This is a genomic window from Pseudomonas sp. JL2, from assembly GCF_031570495.1.
Classification (GTDB): domain Bacteria; phylum Pseudomonadota; class Gammaproteobacteria; order Pseudomonadales; family Pseudomonadaceae; genus Aquipseudomonas; species Aquipseudomonas rhizophila.
In genome coordinates this window covers 16,606-40,741 of record NZ_JAKUDH010000005.1, presented here as the reverse complement: position 1 = coordinate 40,741, position 24,136 = coordinate 16,606, and the positions used below count along the sequence as shown (strand labels likewise).

The following is a 24,136-nucleotide window of genomic DNA, read 5'->3' as shown; positions in this document are numbered from 1 at the left end:
CTTTTTTCGACAGGCGCAAAAAAGGCCACTCTTTCGAGTAGCCTTTCTTGATGTTTGGTTGCGGGAGCCGGATTTGAACCGACGACCTTCGGGTTATGAGCCCGACGAGCTACCAGACTGCTCCATCCCGCGTCTGTGTGGCGGCATTCTACAGGCGAACGCCTGAGTGTCAACCGTTAAAAGGTGGTGAGGTCAAATAAACGGCCAATTCGTCGCCAACCGAGCTAAACACAAGAAATCAAAAGGAAATTGTCCTACAAGCAGGCAGTCTGCATTGCGTCGCCGTGGGGTTGGGCGAGGTTCGCAGGTCTTCTCTTCACGGCGCCCTGCTCAAAAACAAACGGCCACAAAAAAGGCCACTCTTTCGAGTAGCCTTTCTTGATGTTTGGTTGCGGGAGCCGGATTTGAACCGACGACCTTCGGGTTATGAGCCCGACGAGCTACCAGACTGCTCCATCCCGCGTCTGTGTGGCGGCATTCTACAGGCGAACGCCTGAGTGTCAACCGTTAAAAGGTGGTGAGGTCAAATAAACGGCCAATTCGTCGCCAACCGAGCTAAACACAAGAAATCAAAAGGAAATTGTCCTACAAGCAGGCAGTCTGCATTGCGTCGCCGTGGGGTTGGGCGAGGTTCGCAGGTCTTCTCTTCACGGCGCCCTGCTCAAAAACAAACGGCCACAAAAAAGGCCACTCTTTCGAGTAGCCTTTCTTGATGTTTGGTTGCGGGAGCCGGATTTGAACCGACGACCTTCGGGTTATGAGCCCGACGAGCTACCAGACTGCTCCATCCCGCGTCTGTGTGGCGGCATTCTACAGAGGATCGGCTGGCTGTCAACCCTGGCGCCAGGAAAATCTGTTCAGCTTCAATTGCTTAGCCTAAGTCCTGAGCATTGTGACAGCGCTGTGACGCAAGCCTGGCAAGGGCTGGCGCTCTATTGGACGCTTCGCAACGATTGAAGAAATAAATTCACGTAGGCTTTTTCCAGCCGCAGTGAAGGATCTTTTCAACTACTGGTGCTATATACAGTTGTCGGTGCGATACTGGCGTTCCGACTTGTCGCACATCCGCTTCTCTTATGACGCAACGCAAAATCATCCACGTCGACTGTGACTGCTTCTACGCCGCTATCGAGATGCGCGATGACCCGCGGCTGGCCGGCAAACCCCTGGCGGTCGGTGGTTCGGCGGACCGGCGCGGGGTCATCGCGACTTGTAACTACGAGGCTCGGGCCTACGGTGTGCGCTCGGCCATGTCATCCGGGCACGCCTTGAAGCTCTGCCCCGACTTGACCATCGTCAAGCCGCGGATGGACGCCTATCGGGAGGCGTCGAAGGAAATTCATACGATCTTCAGCGATTACACTGACTTGATCGAGCCGCTGTCCCTGGATGAGGCCTACCTGGATGTCTCCGCCAGTACCCATTTCGGTGGGAGCGCCACCCGCATCGCCCAGGACATTCGGCGGCGGGTTTCCAATCAACTGCACATCACGGTGTCCGCCGGCGTCGCCCCCAACAAGTTTCTGGCCAAGATCGCCAGCGATTGGAAAAAGCCCAACGGCTTGTTCGTCATTACCCCGGATCAGGTCGAAGACTTCGTTTCGGCCCTGCCGGTGAGCAAGCTGCATGGGGTGGGTAAAGTGACCGCCGACAAACTGAACAGGCTCGGCATTGTCGATTGCCTGCAGTTGCGTCAATGGGACAAGCTGGCGCTGGTGCGCGAATTCGGCAGTTTCGGTGAGCGCCTCTGGAGCCTGGCCCGTGGGATTGATGAACGTCTGGTGCACAATGACAGCCGTAGACAGTCCATCAGTGTGGAAAATACCTACGACGTCGATCTGCCTGATCTGACAAGCTGCCTCGATAAACTGCCGGAGCTGATGCAGTCCCTGAGTGGGCGCATCGCCCGGATCGACAGTAGTTATCGACCGGGCAAGCCGTTCGTCAAAGTGAAATTCCACGACTTCACTCAGACCACCTTGGAGCAGGCCGGGGCAGGGCGCGATCTGGGCAGTTACCAGTTGCTATTGACCCAGGCATTCAACCGCGGCGGCAAGCCGGTGCGTTTGTTGGGGATAGGGGTACGGCTGGAGGATCTGCGAGGCGGGTTTGAGCAGTTGGAATTGTTTGAGCGGTGAGGCTGCCACTTACATGAAGGCTTTGCCGGCTCTTGTGGCGAGGGAGCTTGCTCCCGCTGGGCTGCGCAGTAGCCCCAGAAACAGTTGATTCAACTTATCTGGCACACCGAGGTGGCAGGTTTGAGGGCCGCTGCGCGCCCGAGCGGGAGCAAGCTCCCTCGCTACAAGGTTTTGCTGCTAGTTCGCTCCTGGATCCGCCACCAAGCGCCCGCCATCATTGGTCAGGGCTTTGAGGAATTCGGTCTGTAACTCCGGATCATTGCGGGTCAGTTCGATCAGGCTCTGTTCCAGCTCGCTGGCCTCTTCTTCAAGCCCCAACTCCGACAGCCGCTTGACCCGATGAACCCACTGGCTCACCTCGTCATCTTCCAGATCGTCGTAGATCAACCCATGGGCTTCCACCAGCTTGCTGCGCAACGTGCTGCTGATGCTCAGGGACGAGTCGGTGTGTACCTCATCCAGGGCGTCCGTCACGCTGATCTGCAACTTGCCGAAGTGGCTCAGATCATGCTCGGCGAACGGGCTTTCCAGCAGATTCAAACGCAACACGCCATTGCGGTCGGTGCTCAGTTCGAAGGTTTGCCGGGCAGCCTTGACCTGTACCGGGCGTTCGCTCCAGGGCAGGCTCGTGTGTTCGACGCGTTTGTCGCGTTGCACTTCGTCGATTCCGGCCAGGTTCTGCTGGGCGCGGCCATGGGACGGCACGTTCATGAATGGATTGAGCCCGGCGAAGCCGTAGCTGATCCAGTCTCGAGTCGCGCTCTCTGGGAGGTTGCCAAGAGCGAACACATTGACCACATTGGCGCCGACACCCGCCACCACTGCCACCGCGCCCAGCGGAATTTCGTAAACTTCGCGCCAGGGCTGATACGGCGTATAGCGATCATAATGGCGGGTGACTTCGAATTCGGTGACTTCGAAGGTCTTCTGCTCATTGATCCGCACCCGACGTTGCGGCAGTTCGAGTACTTTGGGCTCGCCCACTTCGATATGCAGGCTATGGTCGAGCAGTTTGCGCTCGACCCGCTCTTCGTGCTCGCTGCGTTGCGACATTTGGTTGGCACAGCCGCTGACCAGCAGGGCGCCGCACAGCGCGGCGCCCCCGAGGCCTAAGGTGTTTCGCTTGAACATGACGTCTCTATCTGGTGTCAGCGGCGGATACGGGCCTGGAGGAACGACAGCACGTCAGCGACCGGCAGCGCTTGCGGCTCGGCCTCGGTGCGACTTTTGTATTCCAGGTTGCCTTCGGCCAGGCTGCGGTCACTGACGACGATCCGATGCGGGATGCCGATCAGCTCCATGTCTGCGAACTTGATGCCGGGGCTGGTTTTTTTGTCGCGGTCGTCCAGCAGCACTTCGAAGCCGGCCGCCGTCAGTTCGGCGTAGAGCTTGTCGGTGGCTTCGCGAACCAGTTCGGTCTCGTAGCGCAGCGGCACCAGGGCAATCTGGAATGGCGCCAGGGCGTCGCTCCAGATGATCCCTTTCTCGTCGTTGTTCTGCTCGATGGCCGCGGCGACCACGCGGGATACGCCGATGCCGTAGCAGCCCATTTCCAGGGTCACCGGCTTGCCATTCTCGCCCAGCACTTCGCACTTCATGGCTTTGCTGTACTTGTTGCCCAGCTGGAAGATGTGCCCGACTTCAATGCCGCGCTTGATTTCCAGGACACCTTTGCCGTCCGGGCTCGGGTCGCCGGCCACAACGTTGCGCAGGTCGGCCACGGCCGGAACCGGCAGGTCGCGCTCCCAGTTCACGCCGAAGTAGTGCTTGTCATCGATGTTGGCGCCGATGGCGAAATCGCTCATCAGCTCCACCGAGCGGTCGATGATGATCGGCAGCGGCAGGTTCAACGGGCCGAGGGAGCCGGCACCGGCGCCGATGGCGTCGCGCAGTTCGGCGTCGGTGGCCATGACCAGGGGGCTGGCAACGCCAGGCTGGTTGCCGGCCTTGATTTCGTTCAGCTCGTGATCGCCGCGGATGATCAGGGCGATCAACTTGCCTTCTTCTTCGGCGCGCACGATCAGGGTCTTGATTGTGCGTTCGATCGGCAGGTTGTAGCCTTCCACCAGTTGAGCGATGGTCTTGGCGTTTGGCGTGTCCACCAGGCGCAGTTCTTCGGTCGGTGCAGGGCGGGAGGTTTCCCGTGGCACGGCCTCGGCTTTCTCGATGTTGGCGGCGTAGTCGGAGCCGTTGCTGAAGACGATGTCGTCTTCGCCGGACTCGGCCAGTACGTGGAACTCGTGGGAGCCGGCGCCTCCGATGGAACCGTTGTCGGCTTCAACCGGACGGAATTTCAGGCCCAGGCGGGTGAATACGTTGCAATACGCCTGGTGCATGCGGTCGTAGGTGACTTGCAGCGACGCCAGGTCGGTGTGGAACGAGTAGGCGTCCTTCATGATGAATTCGCGGCCGCGCATCAGGCCGAAGCGTGGACGGATTTCATCACGGAATTTGGTCTGGATCTGATACAGGTTGATAGGCAGCTGCTTGTAGCTGCTCAACTCGTTGCGCATCAGGTCGGTGATCACTTCTTCGTGAGTCGGGCCTGCGCAGAAGTCACGACCGTGACGGTCTTTGATGCGCAGCAACTCAGGGCCGTACTCTTCCCAGCGCCCCGATTCCTGCCACAGTTCGGCCGGCTGGGTGCCCGGCATCAACACTTCCAGAGAGCCGGCGGCGTTCATTTCTTCGCGAACGATGGCTTCTACCTTGCGCATCACACGCAGACCCATCGGCAGCCAGGTGTACAGGCCCGAGGCGAGTTTGCGGATCATGCCGGCGCGCAGCATCAGCTGGTGGCTGATCACGACGGCGTCGGAAGGCGTTTCTTTCTGTGTGGCGAGCAAAAATTGACTGGTGCGCATGGTTGGCCGTTGTCGGTTGCTGATGACGAGAAGTGACGGAGCATTGTACGGGCGAGATGCCTTGGCGTACAGGCGCGTGGCCGGTCGCCAGGCATGAGCGCCGGTTTCGCCGGCGCTTGCTGGAAGTTTCCTACGATTCTTGCGCAGGTCGCGTGGGTGTCGGCTCCGGCTCCGAAGCCGAGCCTGAACCCTGGCGGCGGTTTTCCTGATACCAGTGCAAGGCAATCAGTAACAGGGTCGGAACCCCCAGCAAGGCGGTGATCAGGAAGAAGTCGTGATAGCCGAATTTCTCCACCATCACCCCTGAGTACCCGCCGATCAAGCGCGGCAGCAACAGCATGATCGAACTCAGCAGGGCGTATTGGGTGGCCGAGAACTTCAGGTTGGTCAGGCTCGACAAGTAGGCGACGAACGCCGAAGTGGCCAGGCCGGAGCTGAAGTTGTCCAGGGAGATGGTGACAACCAGCATCTGCAGGTTGGCGCCCATGTCGGCGAGCATCAAAAACAGGATATTGGTGCCGGCGGAGGCAACGCCGCCGATAAACAGGATCGGCAGGATACCGAAACGCACGATCAACAAGCCGCCCATGCCGGCGCCGACGAGCGTCATGATCAGCCCGAAAATCTTGCTGACGCTGGCGATCTGGTCCTTGGTGAAGCCTTGGTCGATGTAGAACACGTTGGCCATGACGCCCATGACCGTGTCGGACATCCGGTAGGTGGCAATCAGCCCAAGCAGCAACAGGGCCTGCCAGCGGTAACGCAGGATGAAATCGTTGACCGGTGTCAGCACCGGTGCCAGCCCGCGACGCCCCATGGCCGACAGGCACAGGGCGGTCAGGGTGATATAGAGGATGGCCCGCAGGAAGGCGCGGTCTTCGAGCAGCAGGTCCAGCAGGCTGACGCCTTCGAACAGGACACTGGCAAAGTCGGTGTTATAGAGCTGGGTGAACATCGCCGGTACCGACACCAGCAGCACGATGAGTACGAACACCGAGGCCAACTGGTGGACGAAGCTATAGCGACCGGCCTGCAGCTGGGTGCGTAGCGGCACCGGCGGTTCGCGCATGAATAGCGAGGTGAGCAGCGCAGGGACCATCAGCACGCCGAACAACAGATAGGTGCCTGCCCAGGCCGAGTGCTTATAACTGAAACCGGTGGAGCCGAACCCTTCGGCGAAGAACAGTGCGCCCGCGGTGGCCAGCAATGCCGCGATCCGGTACCCGGACATGTAGCTGGCGGCGAGGGCCGCCTGGCGGGTGTCGTCGGCGATCTCCAGGCGATAGGCATCGACGGCAATGTCCTGGGTGGCCGACGCGAAAGCCACGATCACGGCGATGGCGATCAACCATGACAGGTGCTTTTGCGGGTCGCAGAAGCCCATGCCGATCAGGCCGAGGATCACCAGGGCCTGGGAGAGCACCAACCATGAACGCCGACGGCCGAGTTTGCCCAGCAGCGGCAGGCGCCATTGGTCGAGCAGGGGCGACCAGACCCATTTAAAGGCATAGGCCAGGCCGATGAGGCTCGCGTAGCCAATAGTCTCGCGGGCCACGCCAGCTTCGCGCAACCAGACCGAAAGCGTGGAAAACACCAGCATGTAGGGCAGGCCGGCGGCGAAGCCAAGCAGCAACAGCACGAGCGTCGAGGGACTGGCATAGGCGGCGAGGGCGGCGCGCCAGGTTTTACGGGGCATGGGCTGGAGTCTGCCTCAAAAATTGCGAAAACAAAGCGCGCACTCTAACCGCTGTGCTCTACCGGGCGCCAGCCATGGCGCTGAATATCAACACGATTATTCAGGACACTCACCCCTTCCGTGCGCAGGCGCGCGCGTTGTTCATCCCCTGAGGCGCTGCCGGCCGGCAGGCTGATCCGACCGCCGGCAGCCAATACTCGATGCCATGGCAGCTTTGTGTCGTTCGGCAACTGACTGAGGGTACGCCCTACCCAGCGCGCCGCTCGGCCCAGACCGGCCATCTCGGCGAGCTGACCATAGGTCACGACCTTGCCGGCCGGCACTTGTGCCAGGGTCAGGTACAGGGTGGTGCGGCGGATCTGGGCGGCGTTCTCGGGGGCCGCGGGAGCATCAGTCACGTTCAGGTGTCCTGGGCAAGGGCGTATTGCCGTTTGTAGATTAAATCCCACAAGGCTGGTTGAGAAATGAACTCATTACAAATACTTCGGTCAGTCCTTGCTAAGGTGTCGTCCCGGGGGATAATGCCGCCTTTTTACCGCAAACTTGAGCTCTTTATACGCTTATGTTGTCTAGAACCCTGCTATGCCTAGCTGTCACCAGCGCCTCCATGCCATTGCTTGCCGATACCGTCTGGTTGAAGAACGGCGACAAGCTCAGCGGCAAGATCACCGTTTTCGATGGCGGCAAGTTGCTGATCCAGACCGATTACGCCGGCGCGATTCCCATCGACTGGAAACAGGTCAAGACCCTTGAGAGCGACCAGCAATTGCTGGTCAAGCAGGATGCCTACACCGGCGAAAAAGCCAAGGCGCTGCAGGCTGCCGAGGACGGCAAGGTGACCCTGGCCAACGGCGACGGACCCAAAACCGTCGAGCTGGCCAGTATCCAGCAAATCCTCAAACCCAAACCGGTGGTCGAGGATCTGGTGTGGAAGGGCAATATCGACGCCGCACTGGATTATCAGCGCGCGGAAAACGATACCGATGATTACGACATCGATTTCAAGACCTCGGCACGCCACGGCAGATGGCGGCATACCGCCGAAGGCGAATACAACCGTGAGTTCCAGGATGACGTGGTTTCCACCGACAACTGGAGGTTGGAGTATTCCCTCGACCGCTTCCTGACGGAAAAATGGTTCTGGCAAGGGCGCCTGAATTACAAGCGCGACAAAGTCGAAGAGCTGGCTCGCCAGCGCGTGGTGGGTACCGGTCCGGGCTACCAGTTCTGGGATGACGAACTGGGGGCTTTCTCGTTGGGTTCGCTGTTCAACCGCACCGATTATGAATACCGCGACGGTGGCACCGACAACTTCTATTCCATCGCCATGAAGTGGGACTACAACCGCTACCTGATTGGCAAGCGCGTCGAGTTCTTCACCAATGGCGAAGTCGGCAAGCCGCTGTCCAGTGTTGCCGAATATGCCTACGACGCCGAGGTGGGGCTGCGCTACAAAGTTACCGACTGGGCTTCGCTCAACCTCAAGGCCGAGAAAGATGTCATTGAGGGCACCGAAGACAGCGACTTGAGCAAGACGCGCTACACCGCAGGGTTTGGCGTGACCTGGTAATCCCGGGCTAGCAACCAACCCGTGTGGGAGCGAGCCTGCTCACGATAGCGGCGGATCAGCACATCAACGTTGACTGACACGCCGCTATCGCGAGCAGGCTCGCTCCCACTTTTTTTGTGCGTGGGCAAAAACACACAGGCACAAAAAAGCCCCGCTTTTGAGGGCGGGGCTTTTTACTAAAGCAAGGACAAGTTAGATAACTTGAACTTCTTCAGCTTGCATGCCTTTCTGACCGCGGGTAGCGATGAAAGAAACCTGTTGGCCTTCTTTCAGGCTTTTGAAGCCGTCGGATTGGATTGCTTTGAAGTGAACAAACAGGTCGTCACCGGATTGTGGAGTGATGAAGCCGAAGCCTTTTTCATCGTTGAACCACTTAACGGTACCAGTTTGGCGATTAGACATGGTGTAACTCCTTGAACAAAGATAACTGCGACTCAGGAAGAACCCTGGCCGAGACTGAGTGCAAAGAGCAGGAAAAATTCTTGTAGATGGTTGGATCGAAATTCAACATATCGTGTAGAGATTCTCAGTGACACAAGCAACACAGTGACGTCACCTTAACCCTTTTTCCTGAATGTGCCAATGGTCTTTGCGAAGGTTTCTCGGTTTTGGTGACTGACGGCCAGCGGTATTGCCGTCAGGACCAGGAAATCAAGGTGGATCGGCGAGATTTACGTCCCGCACTTTGAACCCGGCCTCGCGCCCCGGTAAGATGCCGGACGTATTTTTTCCACCTCGCTATTTCAGGAAACCGCCATGAGCATCAAATCGGACAAGTGGATTCGCCGCATGGCGCAAGAGCACGGCATGATCGAGCCCTTCGTCGAGCGCCAGATGCGTGGCGAAGGCGCCGATCGGCTGATTTCCTTCGGCGTCTCCAGCTACGGCTACGATGTGCGCTGCGCCGATGAATTCAAGGTGTTCACCAACATCAACTCGGCGACCGTGGACCCGAAGAACTTCGACGAGAAGAGCTTCGTCGACGTCAAGAGCGACGTCTGCATCATTCCACCGAACTCATTTGCCCTGGCACGCACCGTCGAGTATTTCCGTATCCCGCGCAACGTGCTGACCATCTGCCTGGGTAAAAGCACGTACGCGCGCTGCGGCATCATCGTCAACGTCACGCCGCTGGAGCCTGAGTGGGAAGGGCATGTGACCCTGGAGTTCTCCAACACCACGACCTTGCCGGCAAAAATCTATGCCAACGAGGGTGTGGCGCAGATGCTGTTCCTTGAGTCCGATGAGGAATGTGAAGTGTCCTACAAGGATCGTGGTGGTAAATATCAGGGCCAGCGCGGCGTAACGCTGCCGCGTACCTGATTCTGACGAACAGTTTGAATTCCTGGGCGGGCAGGCACTCTATGGGGTGTACTGCCCGTTTTTTTGCCTCAGCGCAGCGGGCCTTCGCCCAGGAGTTGCTCTATGAAGATCGATCCGCGAATCAGTGCCGAACTGGCAAAGCTTGAGCCCAATCAGATCGGTGTCATGGCTTGGTCATTGCTGGCCCACCCTGCCGAAGCGGCGGGCGGTATTCCAGGCCAGCCTGATCCCGATACCCCCAACGAACAGCCCCTAGAACCCAGCGAACCCGGTGAACCCACCCTGCCGGATGAGCCGCCTCCTGCGCCTGTTGCCTGATCGCAAAATGGCCCGTCAGTGGAAAGCACGTGTGCTTCAACTGACGGGCCATATTTCGTTATCCCCAATGACAAAGATCCTGCAGTCATTGTCCTGTTCGACCCGATGACCCCCTGTGAATGCGCCAAAGGCCGGTAGCAGGCTGATGTCGCTGGCGAGCCGGAAGCAGGCCAGGCGCAGCCGTTGCCGTCCTTTGCCGCTCAGGTGGTAGACGGGATGGACATGGCCCGCCAGGACGTGGCGGCTGGGATGCGGATCGGGCTCATGTTGTACGGCGAAAGGTCCGAGCAACAAAGGCTCCGGCACGACCCGGATGTTCAGCGCTGGCGGCGGGTCGCCGGCACGTTTGTCGTGATTGCCGCGAATCAGCGTCATGGCCAGGTGCTGATGTCGTTCACGCCAGCTACAAAGGGCCTTCAAGGTGCCTGGGGCATGGGAACCTGGACCGTGGAGAAAGTCGCCTAGGAAGATCAGTTGGCGACATGGCAGGCTCGCCAGTAGCCCGTCCAGCACGGCGATGTTGCTGGCCGTCGTGCCATGGGGCACCGGTTGGCCTAGGCTGCGATAAGCAGCGGCCTTGCCGAAATGCACATCGGCGACCATCAGGGTTTGCTGGGCAGGCCAGTACAGGGCTTTTTCCGGCAATAACCAGAGTTCTTCGCCGGCCAGGCTGACGGGATAGGGCGCCGGCATCAGGCGTCACCACGATCAGCGGTCGTTTCCAGTTCGCTGACCATCCGCCGGATGCGATCGGCGAGCTTCTCCGAACTCATGCTTTCCCTGAATCGCTCCACCAGCAAGGGGAATCCCAGTGGGGTGGGCCGTTTAATGGCATGCAGGTCGAGCTTCAAGGTATTGAGGCGTTCCAAGGTCTGCTCCAGTCGCCGTATATCCAATTCTTCACGCAGGACTTCTTCCCCGGCCTGGGCCAGCAAGAGGTTGTCGGCGTCGTATTGCTTGAACACCTGAAAGAACAACCCGCTGGACGCCTGGACTTGGCGGGTGCTTTTGGGTGCGCCGGGATAGCCGGCAAATACCAGTCCGGCGATCCGGGCTATTTCGCGAAAGCGTCGAAGCGCCAGCTCTCCGGCGTTCAGGCTCGCCAGCACATCGCCCAGCAGGTTGTCGACGCTCAGGAGTTCCGGCCCCAGGTGCTGCGTCCAGTCCAGTGTCGTGGCACTGAGCAGTTCCAGGCCGTAATCGTTCACCGCGATGGAAAACGTCACCGGCTGTTGTTGGCTGACGCGCCAGGCCAGCAGGCTCGCCAACCCCAGATGAACCTGGCGCCCGGCAAAGGGATACAGAAACAAATGCCAGCCCTCGCGGGATTTGAGGCGCTCGGCCAACAATGTTTCTTGCGTGGGTAAACCGGACCAGCGTTGTTGAATCGATAACAAGGGCTGTACGGTGCTCATCTCCGGGCCCTCGAAGCGGCCTGTGGCGGCCTCGCTCAGACGGGCCACGACGGCGCCGGCCAGCTCGCTGGAAAGCGGCATCCGCCCGCCGTTCCAGCGCGGCACGGCGGCTTTTTTGGCCTGGCTGCGTCGCACGTAGGCGGTCATGTCTTCGACGCGGACCAATTCCAGCAAGCGTCCGGCAAACAGAAAACCATCTCCAGGCCGCAGGCGAGCGATGAAGCCTTCTTCCACGCTGCCCAAGGTCTTGCCGCCACCGCCTTTGCTCCAGAACTTCAATTGCAGGCTGGCGTCGCTGACGATGGTGCCGATGCTCATGCGATGTCGTCGGGCCAGTCGCGCATCGGGGACTCGCCACACGCCGTGTTCGTCCGGCTCGACCCGCCGGTAGTCGGGATAGGCGGTCAATGACAGCCCACCATGGCGCACGAAGGCCAGGGCCCAGGCCCATTCGGCTTCGTTGAGGTCCCGATAGGCCCAGGCGCCGCGCACTTCCTCAAACAGCTCGTCAGGCAGGAAACCGCCGCCCAGGGCCATGCTGACCAGATGCTGGACCAATACATCCAGCGGCTTGTGGGGCGATTCCCGGGGTTCGATGCGCCGCTGAGCCACGGCGTCTTGTGCGGCGGCGGCTTCGATCAGCTCCAGGCTGTGGGTCGGCACCAGCGTGACCCGCGAGGTCCGCCCCGGCGCATGACCAGAACGCCCGGCGCGCTGCATCAGCCGCGCCACGCCTTTGGCCGAGCCAATCTGCAGGACCCGTTCGACTGGCAAGAAGTCCACCCCCAGATCCAGGCTGGAGGTGCAGACCACCGCCTTGAGCTGCCCGTCCTTGAGGGCCTGCTCTACCCAGTCGCGAGTTTCCCGGGACAATGAACTGTGATGCAGCGCGATCAGCCCGGCCCAGTCCGGCCTGGCTTGGAGAATGGCCTGATACCAGATTTCCGATTGCGCCCGGGTGTTGGTGAAAACCAGGCAACTGCTGCTGGCGTCTATTTCAGCAATGACCTGGGGCAGCATCTTCAGGCCGATGTGGCCGGCCCACGGAAAACGTTCGAGGGCCGGGGGGAGCAGCGTATCGACCCGTAGCGCCTTGCCGTTGGCCCCCTGCACGCTGATGCCATTGCCTTGCGGGATTAATACCTGTTCGGCGTGGGCCTGGTTACCCAAGGTGGCGGACACACCCCAGACGATGAGTTGGGGATGCCAGCGCCGCAAGCGCGCCAATGCCAATTGCAACTGCACCCCCCGTTTGTTGCCGAGCAACTCGTGCCATTCATCCACCACGACCATGCGCAGCGTCGAAGTGGCCGTTTGCGCATCGGCACGGGCGAGCATCAGGGTCAGGCTTTCGGGCGTGGTGATCAGCGCGGTGGGCAGACGCCGACCCTGGCGGGCGCGTTCGCTGGCGCTGGTGTCGCCGGTGCGCAGGCCGACGCTCCATGGAATCTGCAGCTCTGCCAGTGGTGTCTCGAGGGCTTTGCCTGTATCGGCGGCCAGCGCGCGCATCGGCGTGATCCACAGGACCGTCAGCGGTTCGGTCACTGGTTTGCGTTTACGGGGTTTATCCGGCGGTGGCGCCGAGCGGGCGAACCGGTTGAGCGCCGCGAACCACACGGCGTAGGTCTTGCCGGCCCCGGTGTTGGCGTGCAACAGCCCGGATTCGCCGCGTTTGACGGCAGCCCATACTTGTTTTTGAAAGGCGAACGGCTTCCAGCCGCGGGCGCTGAACCACTGGTTTGCGTAGTTGTTGGATGTCGCCATACCCGCCGCGTGCGCCCTGAAAGTCCTCTTTCAGTGACCGCGGTGAGGGATGAAAGGTTTAATGAAGAAAATCGTGGCGAGGGCGCTTTTGTGGCGAGAGAGCTTGCTCCCGCTGGACGCGCAGCGTCCCCAGCAGTGTGTCATCCAGCGCCTGGGGGCTGCTTCGCAGCCCAGCGGGAGCAAGCTCCCTCGCCACAGAAGCAGTCTTTCAGGTTTGTCGGGTTTATTTCAGGTTGCCACTGAGAAACTGCTGGAGCCGCTCGCTTTTGGGATTGCCCAGCACGTCTTCCGGCGCGCCTTCTTCTTCCACCAGGCCCTGGTGCAGAAACAGCACCTGATCAGACACCTTGCGAGCGAAGCTCATTTCGTGGGTCACCATGATCATGGTCCGGCCTTCTTCGGCCAGGCCCTGAATCACCTTCAAGACTTCTCCCACCAACTCCGGGTCAAGGGCCGAGGTGGGTTCGTCGAACAGCATCACCTCCGGCTCCATCGCCAGTGCGCGGGCGATGGCCACGCGCTGTTGCTGACCACCGGAGAGGAACGCCGGGTACTGTTCGGCCACTCGCGCCGGCAGGCCGACCTTGTCGAGATAACGACGGGCACGGTCTTCGGCTTCCTGCTGACTGACGCCCAACACCCGGCGCGGCGCCATGGTGATGTTTTCCAGTACGCTCATGTGGCTCCACAGGTTGAAGTGCTGGAAAACCATGGCCAGGCGGGTGCGCAGGCGCTGCAGTTCCTTTTCGTCGGCCACGCGCATGCCGTGGCGGTCGTTGATCATGCGGATCGCCTGGCCGTCCAGGCTCATTGCGCCGTCGTTGGGTTGTTCCAGAAAGTTGATGCAGCGCAAAAAGGTACTTTTGCCCGAGCCGCTGGCGCCGATCAGGCTGATGACGTCGCCGGTCCTGGCCTTGAGCGAAACGCCTTTGAGCACCTGATGTTCGCCATAGCTCTTATGCAGGCCTTCGATGGTCAGTTTGTACATGGGGCATGCATCCTCAAGGCGAAAGTAGGTAGCCGCTGCGGTAGGCTTCGGCGCCGGCGACATGGGCGATCACCATGCCGGCAGTGGCCATGCGACGCAGCGAGCGGGCGTACAGCAGCCCGGCATTGCAGCAATGAACGGGGGTGACGGTGTCGTTGATGGGGTCGATGATTTGCGCCACCAGTTGCCCCGCCTCCAGGTACTCCCCGGGCACGGCGCTGTAGACCAGCAGGCCGCCGACCGGTGTCGCCACCGGCTCCACGCCGGCCAGCGGCGTAGCCGGGTAGGGCAGGTCGGGCAAGGGCATCGGTTCGCCGTCAATGGCACCGAAGCGGATCAGGTATTCGATCAGGGCCTGGCAGTCGAGACTCGCCAGGTCGTGGGTGACGTCGCCCTGGCCGCGCAGTTCGACGGTGACCGAAAAACTGCCCAGGGGAATCTCGAATTGTTCGCCGAAGCGCTCCTTGAGTTGCCACCAGAGCAGGGTGAAGCATTCATCGAACGACTGACCGCCCGAATCCGTTGCCAGCAGGCTCGCTTCGGCGCCGATGTAGCGGGCCAGCGGCTCGACCTGGGGCCAGGCTTCGGGGGTGGTGTAGAGATGAGCGACCGCTTCGAAATCACAATGCAGGTCCAGCACCATGTCGGCGTCGCAGGCCAGCCGTTGCAGGACCAGGCGCTGGGATTGCAATTGCGTGCTGGCGGTCTGGCGGGCGAGGGCGTCGCGCAGGTGTTCGCGGATCAGCATCAGGTTGTGCTGTGGATCATCCGTGAGCTGGCCTTCGATCTGGTTGCCGATCTCTTCGCTCAGGTCGACGAACCGGCGGTTGAAATTCTGCCCGCTCTCCATTTCGTAGCGGCCCAGCGGCACGTCCATCAGCACTTGTTCCAGGCCGATGGGGTTGGCCACGGGCACCAGCACGATTTCGTGCCGCAGGTGACCGGATGCCTCAAGCTCGGCCAGACGCTGCTTGAGGTGCCAGGCCACCAGCATGCCGGGCAACTCATCAGCGTGCAGGGACGACTGGATGTAGATTTTGCCGACGGCTTCTTCCGGGCCGAAGTGAAAGCTGTGGATCTTGCGTGCGGTCCCCGGCAGTGGGGCCAGCAGGTCATGAATCTGGTGGCGCATTTGCGTGTATGTCCTGGAACAGAAGCCCTAGTGAGTCGGCCCGAGAAAGGCCAGCCAGCGGCGTTCGGCGAGGCGGAAAAGGCCCACCAGTGCAAAGGTCACGGTCAGGTAGATCAACGCGGCGATACCGAACGACTGGAAGGTCAGGAAGGTGGCCGAGTTGGCATCCCGGGCGACTTTGAGCACGTCTGGAACGGTAGCGGTGAACGCCACGGTCGTCGAGTGCAGCATCAGGATGACTTCGTTGCTGTAGTACGGCAGCGAACGTCGCAACGCAGACGGCATGATCACGTACGCGTACAGCTTCCAGCCCGTCAAGCCATAAGCCTTGGCCGCTTCGACTTCGCCATGGTTCATGCTGCGAATCGCCCCGGCGAAGATTTCCGTGGTGTAGGCGCAGGTGTTCAGGGCGAAGGCCAGGATCGTGCAGTTCATCGCATCGCGAAAGAAGCTGTCGAGCAGAGGCTGGGCGCGCACGGCTTCGAGGCTGTAGATGCCGGTGTAGCAGATCAATAGCTGTATGTAGAGCGGCGTGCCGCGGAACAGGTACGTGTAGAACTGCACTGGCCAGCGTACGTAGACCTTGGGGGAGACCCGGGCGATGGACAGCGGGATCGAGATCACGAAGCCGATCAGCAGCGAGGCGCTGAGCAGCCACATCGTCATGGCCAGGCCAGTGATGTGATTGCCGTCGCTGTAGAGGAACGGTCGCCAGTATTCCTGAAGAAGTTCGATCATCGCACCGCCTCCCGTGCACCGGCGGCGTAACGGCGTTCAAGCCAGCGCAGCACGACATTGGACGCGCTGGTGATCAGCAGATAGATCAGCGCCGCGAGCACGAGGAAGTAAAACAGTTGGTAGGTGCTTTTGCCGGCATCCTGGGCTGCCTTGACCAAATCGGCCAGGCCGATGATCGACACCAGCGCGGTGGCCTTGAGCATCACCATCCAGTTATTGCCGATGCCCGGCAGGGCAAAGCGCATCATTTGCGGAAACACCACGAACCGGAAACGCTGGCCACGCTTGAGGCCATACGCCGTGGCGGCTTCGACCTGACCCCGGGGCACCGCGAGAATCGCCCCGCGAAAGGTCTCGGTGAAGTACGCGCCATAAATGAAGCCCAGGGTGATGACCCCGGCGCCGAATGGGTTGATCTCGATGTATTCCCATTCCATGAAGTCGGTAAAAGAGGTCAGCCAGGTTTGCAGGCTGTAGAAGATCAGCAGCATCAGCACCAGGTCCGGCACGCCGCGAATCAGCGTGGTGTAGAGCTGGGCCGGGATACGCAGCAGTTTGACGCTGGACAGCTTGGCGCTGGCCCCCAGCAGGCCGAGCAAAACGCTCAGTAACAAAGACAGGACCGCCAGCTTGATGGTCATCCAGGTGCCCTGCATCAGCAGCGGGCCGAAGCCCTGCAGGCTGAAGGCGCTGAGCCCCAGATTTTGTAGGAGTTGTTCGAACATGGAAGAGGCCTTTGGCAGAAAAAAAGCGCCCATCCGAGGCCGGATGGGCGCTGCGCATTATTTGCCGCTGTACAGATTCAGATCGCCAAAGTGTTTCTTCTGGATCTCGGCGTACTTGCCGTCTTCGTGTAACGCTTTGATACCTTTATCCAAAAGAGCCTTCAGCTCTTTGTTACCTTTCTTGATACCGATGGCGGTCTTGGAAGGCAGCAGTTCGCTGTCCACGGGTTTGCTGACTTCATAGTCACCACCTTTTGGCGATTTCAAGAAGCCCAGTTCGGCCTGCAGCATGTCCTGGATCGACGCATCGAGGCGGCCGGAGGTCAGGTCGGCATAAACCTGGTCCTGGTTCTGGTAGGCCTGGGTCTTGACCCCAGCCTTGTCCAGTACGGTTTTGGCATAGGTTTCCTGGATGGTGCCTTGCTCGTAACCGACGGTCTTGCCTTTGAGGGACGCGACATCTTCGCTCAGGCCGGAACCCTTCTTGAACACATACGAGGTCGGGCCGGAGAACAGCTCGTTGGAGAAGTCGATGACTTTTTCCCGGGCCGGGGTCACGGTCATGGACGAGATCACGCCGTCGAACTTATTGGCCTTCAGGCCAGGGATCATGCCGTCGAAATCGCTTTCGACCCAGCGGCACTTGACCTTCAATTCTTCGCAGATTGCATTGCCCAGGTCGATATCGAAACCTACCAGGCTACCGTCGGCGGCCTTGGATTCAAACGGGGCATAGGACGGGTCGACACCAAAACGCAGTTCCTTGTATTCCTTGGCCGTGGCGACGCCGGCGGCCATGCACAACGCCAGTGCAGAAAGGGTCAGCAGTGCTTTTTTCATTATTCAATCCCTAAAACCAATATGAGCGCTTGTGGCGCGTAAGTATTGTTACCGGTGAAGGCGAGAACGGTATGACGGCATAAAGGTAGCAATTTCCGAACCAGAGTGCCGAACAAGCGTTTTAAAAACTTTGGCGGCAGCCAGCGGGACGTGATGGTGCGCGGGGATGAGCAGGCTTTAAAAGATGCACCAGGATGGCGCGGACGCTGCTGTTTTTTAGGCCTCGGTATCAGGTCTCAATACCGGACCGCTGTGCGAGGGGGTGTTGCTAAGCGCTCGGCCAAGGGATTGCCCGGTCATTTCGACATATCGGTAGGTGAACATCGACACCAGGACTACCGATCCCGCTACCAGCAAAGCGATGAGGTTGTTGAGCAGTACATTACCGAGGTCCAGGTAGCGAGTCCCGTCGATCACCGGTGCAATGTCAACGCCAACGATTTTCTTCGCCACCATGAATGCCGACACTACGCAAAACAGAACGGCCGCGTGGGTCAGGTAGATGGAATAAGACAACTTGCCGAGAAAACCGAAGCCACGGCCCGCCAACAGCCGCGACACGGCGCCACGATCAAAGGCGAATATCACAACGATGACACCGAACAACGGACTGGCCCACAACTGCTTGCCTGCAAAATCGTTGATCACGAAAATCAGCGCCACTGTCACTGCCGCCACTTCAAGCGTGCTCAATAACCAGGTCTGGGCCCGGCTGGGCTGGGGGAGCCTCAGGTACACGGCGTAAGCCAGACAGCCAGTGAAAAAGTAAGCGAGGCCACGCAGCGACTCGATGGTGAAGAAGGTATTACCGGCATACATCAGCGCCAAGGCCAGGAGCATCACCGTCGCCCATATCCATGTCCTGATGCCGAAAGCGATACACACGATCAGGGCGAAGATCATGTAGGTGTAATACTCGATACTGATGCTCCAGGACGGATAGTTGAATGACAGTGGGTTAGTCAAATGCGTCCAGGATTGCAACAGCAGTGCATTCGGCAGGATTTCAGAAGGGGCGAACTTTCCTGAGAATGGCGCATTGTTGAAGTCCATGCCTTTTTGCGCAGCCCAATATCGACCGCACTCTAACAGTATAAAGACGCCCAACATAAAGAGGTGCAAGGGAAGCAAGCGGAAGGTTCGTGAAATGAAGAACTTTCTAAAGTTAAATTTTACCGAGCTGCCATAGGCGTGCGTCAATACAAAGCCACTCAATACAAAAAAGAAAGATACAAATACTTCAGCGTGACGGAATAACAACCATTCGGTGAAACTACCGCTGACGCGCAAGTGATAGAGCATTACTGAAATGGCCATCAACCCCCTGAAACTGTCCAGTGAATGAAACCGCTGCTCTGCGCGCATGTCAGGCTCCCTTGCTTGTACGATTGGCACGTCTTGGGTTTCACTCCGGTCGCCACGTCATTGGGGCAGCACCCTGGGGAGGGCGGCTGCCCACTCCCTGAATGATGGTATCCCCGTCACTGTTGCATGAAGGGCCTGGCGCAGGATCTGGACGGTTTAAGACACTTAAATAAATAGTGGGCTCTGATGTCACGTTAGCATTGCTCTTTAAAAGAGCAAGTCGGTTTTTTATTGTCGTGATAGATACCCTGATGACGCAATTACGGCGTCAGAAAAACTGCTAGTGGGCGGGACATCAATAGTTTTTTTAGAAACGCATAAAACGCCATCTGAATACATATCTTCAAATGCCGTTCATCGACGATTCACACTATTTTTCTCACGCCTGTTACACAGCGACTACTGTATAGAGCGATGATGGCAGAGCGCCAACGCGCCTCAGTTAGATGGTGAAAAGGACATTATGAAACGCATCGCCGTGATATTAACGCTGGCGTTCAGCAGCCTGGCCCAGGCCGCGCCAATGCGCTGGGGCGATGTGCGTGACGGCAGCCTCTATTTGCAGGCAGGGCGCGACGACACCTTGCGCGTCAGTTGGGTGCCGGCCTGGCAAACCGACGCTAATGAAGAACGCATCTACTTGCTCGACGGCCAGGGGCAACTGCGCGACGAGCGTTTTATTCCCGCCAGCGAAGGGAGCGGCAAACAAGACTGGGCATTGCCCGCCAGCGCCGCCAGTTACCGTGTCGAAGTCCCGGGCTATAGCTTCAGGCGCTATCGCTTCGAGCACGACGACAAGACCGTCGCCCTGTTCGCGCCGACGAAAGTGCACTTCAGCGTCGAGGCCGCCGCCAACGTCGAGTTGTATTTCAAGGTCCGCGGGGGCGAGCAGGCGATCTTGGCGGGCAAGTATTTCGGCGGCGTCAGGGCTCTGAATGCCGAGCGCCTGGGCGATGGCAAAACAGTCGAACTGAGGCTCAAGCCCTACCAGGAGTACCCGACGTTCGACCAGGTTGCCTTACCCGTCAGCGATAGGGATCAAGACTGGCGCTTGCGCCTGCAAGGTAGAGGCAAAGCGGCCTTCTGGCTGGACGGCACCGCCAACCTGTTCGCCCAGCGCCCGCAGCACCTGCAGCCGCTGCGGCAGGACAGCGGCCGCACCGAGCTGGCCCTGCACCCCGACATGTTGGGCCCCACGCCGCGCTTGGGCTTGGCCTTGCCCTACCTGCTTCCACCGCCGGCAAGCTACAGCGCGCTCGACGCGCTCAAGCCCCGTGCGGGCAGCTTTTACAGCGCCGTCGACATCATGGCCGCTGACCCCCATTACGAAGATGCCTTCAGACGTTTTTATCTGGAACGCGGTGGCATTGATACGAACATCACCTTGCTGGCCGCCACTGGGCGTAAGGCCGACCTGAAGGCCAACAGCCAGAGCAACGCCGGCCTGAACGCCTGGCTGGCGGCCACCGTAGCCCTGGGTAGCGGCACGCACTACCTCTCGTTTGCCGACGAACCCAACTACAACTATCCCGACTATGCGACGTACAAGCACTTCTTCGACGCCATGTATCGCCAGGTGCTCGACTACCCGGGGGCGCGGGAGGCCGGCGTGCGCATCGCCATGCCCGCCAGTTCGCGTTTCGTCAATGGACCGTTTACGCGACGAGGCGCCCAGCACCGTGGCATCGACTGGGCTCGGCGGATGCTCGACGAATCGGCAGCACAAATCGATGCCTTGGCCTGGCACGAGTGGATGATTCGCGACCTGCTGGCCACGCGGGTCTACCGCGACTCCGTGCGCCGAGCCGCCGAAGTCGTCGGCCTGCAAGCCAATGGCCGGCCACGCAAGGCGCTGTTGCTGGACCAGACCAATATCTCCAGTGGCTCAAGCGTGAGCCCCTACGAACAGGAGACGCACTTCGCATCGCTCTGGTGGGCCTCGGTTGCGATCAACTCAGCCCAGGATGGTTTGCTCGACGTGCTCAACTGGTTTCAGGCCGCTGACGATCCGCACCACCTCAAAGGCATGATCCGCCTGCCAGGACCCGATCGCTTCGAGCTCAAACCGGTAGGCTTGGCGCAGCAATTCATCCAGTCGCACTGGCTCGATCAGGTTCTGCGTATGGACAACAGCGCGTTCGAGGTCGATGCCCTGGCGATGGCCCGCGGCAACGAACGCAGCGTGCTGGGGGTAAACAAGGGCGACCGTCTGCAACGGATCAGCCTGCAGGGCGCAGGCACTGCCTGCCCATCCCTCGCCCTTTTCGGTCCTGATAGCCGCCAGCGCGATGCCCCTGTCCAGTGCCGGGATGGACGCATACGTTTTGAAGTACCGGGTGAAAGTATTTTCGCCTTGATGTGGAGGGCGTCATGACACGGGCCGACGCTGGCCCTGTTCGGAGGAGAACGGTCAACCTTTCAACAGATCCTGAAGCGTCGCCAGCGTGTCAGCCTCCTCGACGCTTTTGTCCTGGCGCCAGCGCAGCATCCGCGGGAAGCGCACGGCGATCCCGCTCTTGTGGCGTTTGGACAAGGCTATACCTTCGAAGCCCAGCTCAAAAACCAGGGTCGGCGTGACGCTGCTCACCGGGCCGAACTTCTCCACGGTGGTCTTGCGCACGATGCTGTCGACCTGACGCATTTGGTCATCGGTCAGCCCCGAATACGCCTTGGCGAACGGCACCAGTGTGCGTTCGCGGCTGCCCGGCGGGTTGTCCCAGACGGCGAAGGTGTAGTCGCTGTACAAGCTGGCGCGGCGGCCATGCCCGCGTTGCGCATAGATCAGTACCGCGTCGACACTGAATGGGTCGATTTTCCACTTCCACCACACGCCCATGTCCTTGGTCCGGCCAACGCCGTACAGCGCGTCGCGGGCCTTGAGCATCATGCCTTCGACGCCGAGGCTGCGGGACGCTTCGCGCTGCCGGGCGAGGTCGAACCAATCCTTGCCGGTGATGATCGGGGAGGGCAGCAGCACCGCGCTGCGGCAGTGGGCAATCAGGGTCTGCAGTTGTTCGCGGCGCTCGGTCTGCACACGACTGCGCCAGTCCTCGCCTTGCCATTCCAGCAGGTCGTAGGCCATCACCACCACGGGGGCGTCTTCGAGGACTTTCTTGCCCAGGGTTTTGCGGCCGATGCGTTGTTGCAGCAGGGCAAAGGGCTGCACCCTCGGTTCCAGCGGCGTATCCGGATCGAAGGCATCCGCAGTGGATGGCGGCGCGGCTTTCCATACCACGATTTCGCCGTCGATCACCGTGCCGTCGGGCAACGCCTGCGCCAGGCTGTGCAATTCGGGAAAGCGCTCGGTGACCAACTCTTCGCCCCGGGACCAGACCCACAAATGGCCATCGCGCTTGACCACCTGGGCGCGGATTCCGTCCCACTTCCATTCCACCTGCCAGTCACTGGCCGGTCCCAGCGTCGTGTCGAATTGCTCCACCGCTTGCGATAACGCATGAGCCAGGAAGAACGGATAAGGCTGGCCGCCGCGCTGGGCGTGCTCATCAGCGGATTCGGCAGCGATGAGCTTGAGGTAGCCTGCAGCGGTCGGACGATGGGACAGGTCGGTATACCCCACCAGCCGCTGGGCGACCCGTTTGCTGTCCAGCCCGGCCATGGCCGCCAGCGCGCGTGTGACCAGCAACTTGGACACGCCCACGCGGAAACTGCCGGTGATGAGTTTGATGCACAGCATCAGGCTGGCTCGGTCGAGTTGCGCCCACAACGCCGGCAACCGCACCGCCAGCACCTCGGGCGATTCACCGCGCAGCGGCAGGAGTTTCTCTTCGATCCACAGCGCCAGGCCTTCGTCGGAACGCTGAGGTGATTCTGGCAGGACCAGTGAGATGGTTTCAGCCAGATCACCCACGGCTTGATAGCTTTCTTCGAACAGCCACAGCGACAACCCGGATATCTGCACCGCCAGTTCCCTCAAGGTCTTGACCGGCACCAGTTGTCGCGGGCGCCCTCCAGACAGGAAATACACGGCCCACGCTGCGTCCTGGGGCGGGGCCTTGGTGAAGTAATCCTGCATGGCGGCGAGCTTGGCATTGCTGGAGGTGGTGGCGTCCAGTTCGGCATACAACTGGGCGAAGGCTTTCATGACGCGTCCTCGTCGGTGGCGCTGCCTGAGTCTTCTTCATCGTCACCGTATTCGGTGCTGAAGCCTTGGGCATCCAGGCCTTGCTCGCACAAATGGCGCACCAGTACGCCCACTGAACCGTGGGTGACCATCACCCGCTCGGCGCCGGTCTGTTCGATGGCCCAGAGCAAGCCGGGCCAATCGGCGTGGTCGGACAGCACAAAGCCGCGATCCACGCCGCGTCGCCGACGGGTGCCCCGCAGGCGCATCCAGCCGCTGGCGAAGGCGTCGCTGTAGTCACCGAAACGGCGCATCCAGGTGCTCCCACCGGCAGAGGGGGGAGCGATGATCAGCGCCTGGTTCATGATTGGGTCGTTCTTTTTGATGTCGCCGGCATAGATCGTCGCTGGCAAACGGATCCCGGCCTCGCGATAGACCCGGTTCAGGGGTTCTACCGCACCGTGGGCCAGGATCGGACCCAGGCTCGCGTCAATTCCGTGGAGAATCCGCTGGGCTTTGCCGAAGGAATAGCAGAACAGCACGCTGGCCCGGCCGACGGCAATGTTGCCGCGCCACCACTGATTGATTTCGTCGAAGACCTGCGCTTGAGGCTGCCAACGATAGATCGGCAGGCCGAAGGTGGATTCGGTAATGAACGTATGACACTTCACCGGTTCGAACGGCGCGCAGGTGCCGTCGGGTTCGACCTTGTAGTCCCCGGACGCCACCCAGACCTCGCCTTTATATTCCAGGCGCACCTGGGCCGAACCCAGCACGTGGCCGGCAGGATGAAAACTCAAGCTCACGCCGTGGTGCAGCAAGCGCTCGCCGTAGGCCAGGGTTTGCAGGTTGATGTCCTGGCCCAATCGCGAACGCAAAATGCCTTCGCCGGGGGCCGCTGCCAAGTAGTGTTGGTTGCCACCACGGGCGTGATCGCCGTGGGCGTGGGTGATGACCGAATGTTCCACCGGGCGCCAGGGGTCGATGTAGAAATCTCCGGGCGGGCAGTACAGGCCTTCGGGGCGGGCAATGACAAGATCCATGCATTCACCGGGAAGATGGGCTTGTCTGGTAGAGGCGGGGGCGGGAGGAGAAGTTCTATCGGGTTTGGTGCGGCAGGATCAGGTGGCAGGGCGGACAAATGTGGCGAGGGGGTTTAGCCCAGCGGGGATAAATTCC

20 protein-coding genes and 3 tRNA genes are annotated in these 24,136 nt (G+C 60.3%); 5 read left to right on the top strand and 18 right to left on the bottom strand.

Going from position 1 to position 24,136, the window contains the following annotated elements; all coding sequences use genetic code 11:
* Positions 1-55 precede the first annotated feature (55 nt).
* The 3 genes from MKS85_RS09265 to MKS85_RS09255 all read right to left on the bottom strand — a co-directional run bounded on the left by MKS85_RS09265 (position 56) and on the right by MKS85_RS09255 (position 794).
* Positions 56-132: transfer RNA gene (locus MKS85_RS09265), tRNA-Met, on the bottom strand.
* Between the two features lie 254 nt (positions 133-386).
* Positions 387-463 (bottom strand) — tRNA-Met (locus MKS85_RS09260).
* Between the two features lie 254 nt (positions 464-717).
* A tRNA-Met gene (locus MKS85_RS09255) sits at positions 718-794 on the bottom strand.
* Positions 795-1,076: 282 nt separating this feature from the next.
* Here MKS85_RS09255 and dinB point away from each other — a divergent pair.
* On the top strand, positions 1,077-2,138 hold the full coding sequence (gene dinB / locus MKS85_RS09250; protein ID WP_139051016.1) for a DNA polymerase IV: 1,062 nt from the start codon (positions 1,077-1,079) through the stop codon (positions 2,136-2,138).
* Positions 2,139-2,315: 177 nt separating this feature from the next.
* Here dinB and MKS85_RS09245 read toward each other — a convergent pair whose 3' ends face one another.
* From MKS85_RS09245 to MKS85_RS09230, 4 genes are all read right to left on the bottom strand, one after another.
* Entirely contained in the window at positions 2,316-3,269 is a 954-nt protein-coding gene (locus MKS85_RS09245; protein ID WP_139051015.1) for a hypothetical protein, read from the bottom strand.
* Between the two features lie 17 nt (positions 3,270-3,286).
* A complete protein-coding gene (locus MKS85_RS09240; RefSeq protein WP_047228431.1) occupies positions 3,287-5,002 on the bottom strand; it encodes a proline--tRNA ligase in 1,716 nt (571 codons plus the stop codon).
* Positions 5,003-5,132: 130 nt separating this feature from the next.
* Complete coding sequence (locus MKS85_RS09235) at positions 5,133-6,698, bottom strand: AmpG family muropeptide MFS transporter (RefSeq protein ID WP_047228430.1); 1,566 nt, start codon at positions 6,696-6,698, stop codon at positions 5,133-5,135.
* A 44-nt stretch (positions 6,699-6,742) separates the two neighbouring features.
* Entirely contained in the window at positions 6,743-7,123 is a 381-nt protein-coding gene (locus MKS85_RS09230; RefSeq protein WP_171061418.1) for an MGMT family protein, read from the bottom strand.
* Positions 7,124-7,260: 137 nt separating this feature from the next.
* Here MKS85_RS09230 and MKS85_RS09225 point away from each other — a divergent pair, with 137 nt between their 5' ends.
* Positions 7,261-8,268 carry a DUF481 domain-containing protein gene (locus MKS85_RS09225; protein WP_047228428.1) on the top strand — a complete coding sequence of 336 codons (1,008 nt, stop codon included), beginning with the start codon at positions 7,261-7,263 and terminating at the stop codon, positions 8,266-8,268.
* 192 nt (positions 8,269-8,460) lie between these two features.
* On the opposite strand, the gene MKS85_RS09220 is transcribed toward MKS85_RS09225, so the two are convergent.
* Positions 8,461-8,670 carry a cold-shock protein gene (locus MKS85_RS09220; protein WP_002554837.1) on the bottom strand — a complete coding sequence of 70 codons (210 nt, stop codon included), beginning with the start codon at positions 8,668-8,670 and terminating at the stop codon, positions 8,461-8,463.
* A gap of 354 nt (positions 8,671-9,024) precedes the next feature.
* On the opposite strand from MKS85_RS09220, the gene dcd reads away from it, so the two are divergent.
* Entirely contained in the window at positions 9,025-9,591 is a 567-nt protein-coding gene (gene dcd / locus MKS85_RS09215; RefSeq protein WP_003184751.1) for a dCTP deaminase, read from the top strand.
* 102 nt (positions 9,592-9,693) lie between these two features.
* On the top strand, positions 9,694-9,909 hold the full coding sequence (locus tag MKS85_RS09210) for a hypothetical protein (RefSeq protein ID WP_047228427.1): 216 nt from the start codon (positions 9,694-9,696) through the stop codon (positions 9,907-9,909).
* Between the two features lie 36 nt (positions 9,910-9,945).
* Here the strand turns inward: MKS85_RS09210 and pdeM are convergent, their stop codons facing one another.
* From pdeM to MKS85_RS09170, 8 genes are all read right to left on the bottom strand, one after another.
* Positions 9,946-10,602, bottom strand: a complete 657-nt coding sequence (gene pdeM, locus MKS85_RS09205; RefSeq protein WP_047228426.1) for a ligase-associated DNA damage response endonuclease PdeM — start codon at positions 10,600-10,602, stop codon at positions 9,946-9,948.
* Positions 10,602-13,088 (bottom strand): ligase-associated DNA damage response DEXH box helicase, encoded by a 2,487-nt coding sequence (locus MKS85_RS09200; protein WP_188251226.1) that lies wholly within the window; start codon positions 13,086-13,088, stop codon positions 10,602-10,604. Before MKS85_RS09200 ends, pdeM begins: the two co-directional genes overlap by 1 nt.
* 223 nt (positions 13,089-13,311) lie before the next feature.
* A complete protein-coding gene (locus MKS85_RS09195; protein WP_047228424.1) occupies positions 13,312-14,076 on the bottom strand; it encodes an ABC transporter ATP-binding protein in 765 nt (254 codons plus the stop codon).
* A gap of 13 nt (positions 14,077-14,089) precedes the next feature.
* On the bottom strand, positions 14,090-15,208 hold the full coding sequence (locus tag MKS85_RS09190) for a succinylglutamate desuccinylase/aspartoacylase family protein (protein WP_047228423.1): 1,119 nt from the start codon (positions 15,206-15,208) through the stop codon (positions 14,090-14,092).
* A gap of 27 nt (positions 15,209-15,235) precedes the next feature.
* Positions 15,236-15,946 carry an ABC transporter permease gene (locus tag MKS85_RS09185; protein WP_047228422.1) on the bottom strand — a complete coding sequence of 237 codons (711 nt, stop codon included), beginning with the start codon at positions 15,944-15,946 and terminating at the stop codon, positions 15,236-15,238.
* Entirely contained in the window at positions 15,943-16,671 is a 729-nt protein-coding gene (locus MKS85_RS09180) for an ABC transporter permease (RefSeq protein WP_047228421.1), read from the bottom strand. The genes MKS85_RS09185 and MKS85_RS09180 overlap by 4 nt, the downstream gene beginning before the upstream one ends.
* 57 nt (positions 16,672-16,728) lie before the next feature.
* Positions 16,729-17,511 (bottom strand): transporter substrate-binding domain-containing protein, encoded by a 783-nt coding sequence (locus MKS85_RS09175; RefSeq protein WP_047228420.1) that lies wholly within the window; start codon positions 17,509-17,511, stop codon positions 16,729-16,731.
* A 216-nt stretch (positions 17,512-17,727) separates the two neighbouring features.
* A complete protein-coding gene (locus MKS85_RS09170) occupies positions 17,728-18,876 on the bottom strand; it encodes an acyltransferase (RefSeq protein ID WP_139051010.1) in 1,149 nt (382 codons plus the stop codon).
* Positions 18,877-19,339: 463 nt separating this feature from the next.
* Here MKS85_RS09170 and MKS85_RS09165 point away from each other — a divergent pair, with 463 nt between their 5' ends.
* Positions 19,340-21,250 (top strand): hypothetical protein, encoded by a 1,911-nt coding sequence (locus MKS85_RS09165; RefSeq protein WP_188251225.1) that lies wholly within the window; start codon positions 19,340-19,342, stop codon positions 21,248-21,250.
* A 36-nt stretch (positions 21,251-21,286) separates the two neighbouring features.
* On the opposite strand, the gene MKS85_RS09160 is transcribed toward MKS85_RS09165, so the two are convergent.
* Complete coding sequence (locus MKS85_RS09160) at positions 21,287-22,978, bottom strand: ATP-dependent DNA ligase (RefSeq protein ID WP_188251224.1); 1,692 nt, start codon at positions 22,976-22,978, stop codon at positions 21,287-21,289.
* Positions 22,975-24,000, bottom strand: a complete 1,026-nt coding sequence (locus MKS85_RS09155) for a ligase-associated DNA damage response exonuclease (protein ID WP_139051007.1) — start codon at positions 23,998-24,000, stop codon at positions 22,975-22,977. Before MKS85_RS09155 ends, MKS85_RS09160 begins: the two co-directional genes overlap by 4 nt.
* Positions 24,001-24,136 lie beyond the last annotated feature (136 nt).

Excerpts from the sequence above, each read along its gene's own strand:
- dcd (WP_003184751.1), top strand. The coding sequence starts at position 9,025 with ATGAGCATCAAATCGGACAAGTGGATTCGCCGCATGGCGCAAGAGCAC.
- MKS85_RS09155 (WP_139051007.1), bottom strand. The coding sequence starts at position 24,000 with ATGGATCTTGTCATTGCCCGCCCCGAAGGCCTGTACTGCCCGCCCGGA.
- dinB (WP_139051016.1), top strand. The coding sequence starts at position 1,077 with ATGACGCAACGCAAAATCATCCACGTCGACTGTGACTGCTTCTACGCC.
- MKS85_RS09200 (WP_188251226.1), bottom strand. The coding sequence starts at position 13,088 with ATGGCGACATCCAACAACTACGCAAACCAGTGGTTCAGCGCCCGCGGC.
- MKS85_RS09220 (WP_002554837.1), bottom strand. The coding sequence starts at position 8,670 with ATGTCTAATCGCCAAACTGGTACCGTTAAGTGGTTCAACGATGAAAAA.
- MKS85_RS09195 (WP_047228424.1), bottom strand. The coding sequence starts at position 14,076 with ATGTACAAACTGACCATCGAAGGCCTGCATAAGAGCTATGGCGAACAT.
- pdeM (WP_047228426.1), bottom strand. The coding sequence starts at position 10,602 with ATGCCGGCGCCCTATCCCGTCAGCCTGGCCGGCGAAGAACTCTGGTTA.
- MKS85_RS09240 (WP_047228431.1), bottom strand. The coding sequence starts at position 5,002 with ATGCGCACCAGTCAATTTTTGCTCGCCACACAGAAAGAAACGCCTTCC.
- MKS85_RS09210 (WP_047228427.1), top strand. The coding sequence starts at position 9,694 with ATGAAGATCGATCCGCGAATCAGTGCCGAACTGGCAAAGCTTGAGCCC.
- MKS85_RS09185 (WP_047228422.1), bottom strand. The coding sequence starts at position 15,946 with ATGATCGAACTTCTTCAGGAATACTGGCGACCGTTCCTCTACAGCGAC.
- MKS85_RS09170 (WP_139051010.1), bottom strand. The coding sequence starts at position 18,876 with ATGCGCGCAGAGCAGCGGTTTCATTCACTGGACAGTTTCAGGGGGTTG.
- MKS85_RS09165 (WP_188251225.1), top strand. The coding sequence starts at position 19,340 with ATGAAACGCATCGCCGTGATATTAACGCTGGCGTTCAGCAGCCTGGCC.
- MKS85_RS09160 (WP_188251224.1), bottom strand. The coding sequence starts at position 22,978 with ATGAAAGCCTTCGCCCAGTTGTATGCCGAACTGGACGCCACCACCTCC.
- MKS85_RS09235 (WP_047228430.1), bottom strand. The coding sequence starts at position 6,698 with ATGCCCCGTAAAACCTGGCGCGCCGCCCTCGCCGCCTATGCCAGTCCC.
- MKS85_RS09245 (WP_139051015.1), bottom strand. The coding sequence starts at position 3,269 with ATGTTCAAGCGAAACACCTTAGGCCTCGGGGGCGCCGCGCTGTGCGGC.
- MKS85_RS09225 (WP_047228428.1), top strand. The coding sequence starts at position 7,261 with ATGTTGTCTAGAACCCTGCTATGCCTAGCTGTCACCAGCGCCTCCATG.
- MKS85_RS09190 (WP_047228423.1), bottom strand. The coding sequence starts at position 15,208 with ATGCGCCACCAGATTCATGACCTGCTGGCCCCACTGCCGGGGACCGCA.
- MKS85_RS09175 (WP_047228420.1), bottom strand. The coding sequence starts at position 17,511 with ATGAAAAAAGCACTGCTGACCCTTTCTGCACTGGCGTTGTGCATGGCC.
- MKS85_RS09180 (WP_047228421.1), bottom strand. The coding sequence starts at position 16,671 with ATGTTCGAACAACTCCTACAAAATCTGGGGCTCAGCGCCTTCAGCCTG.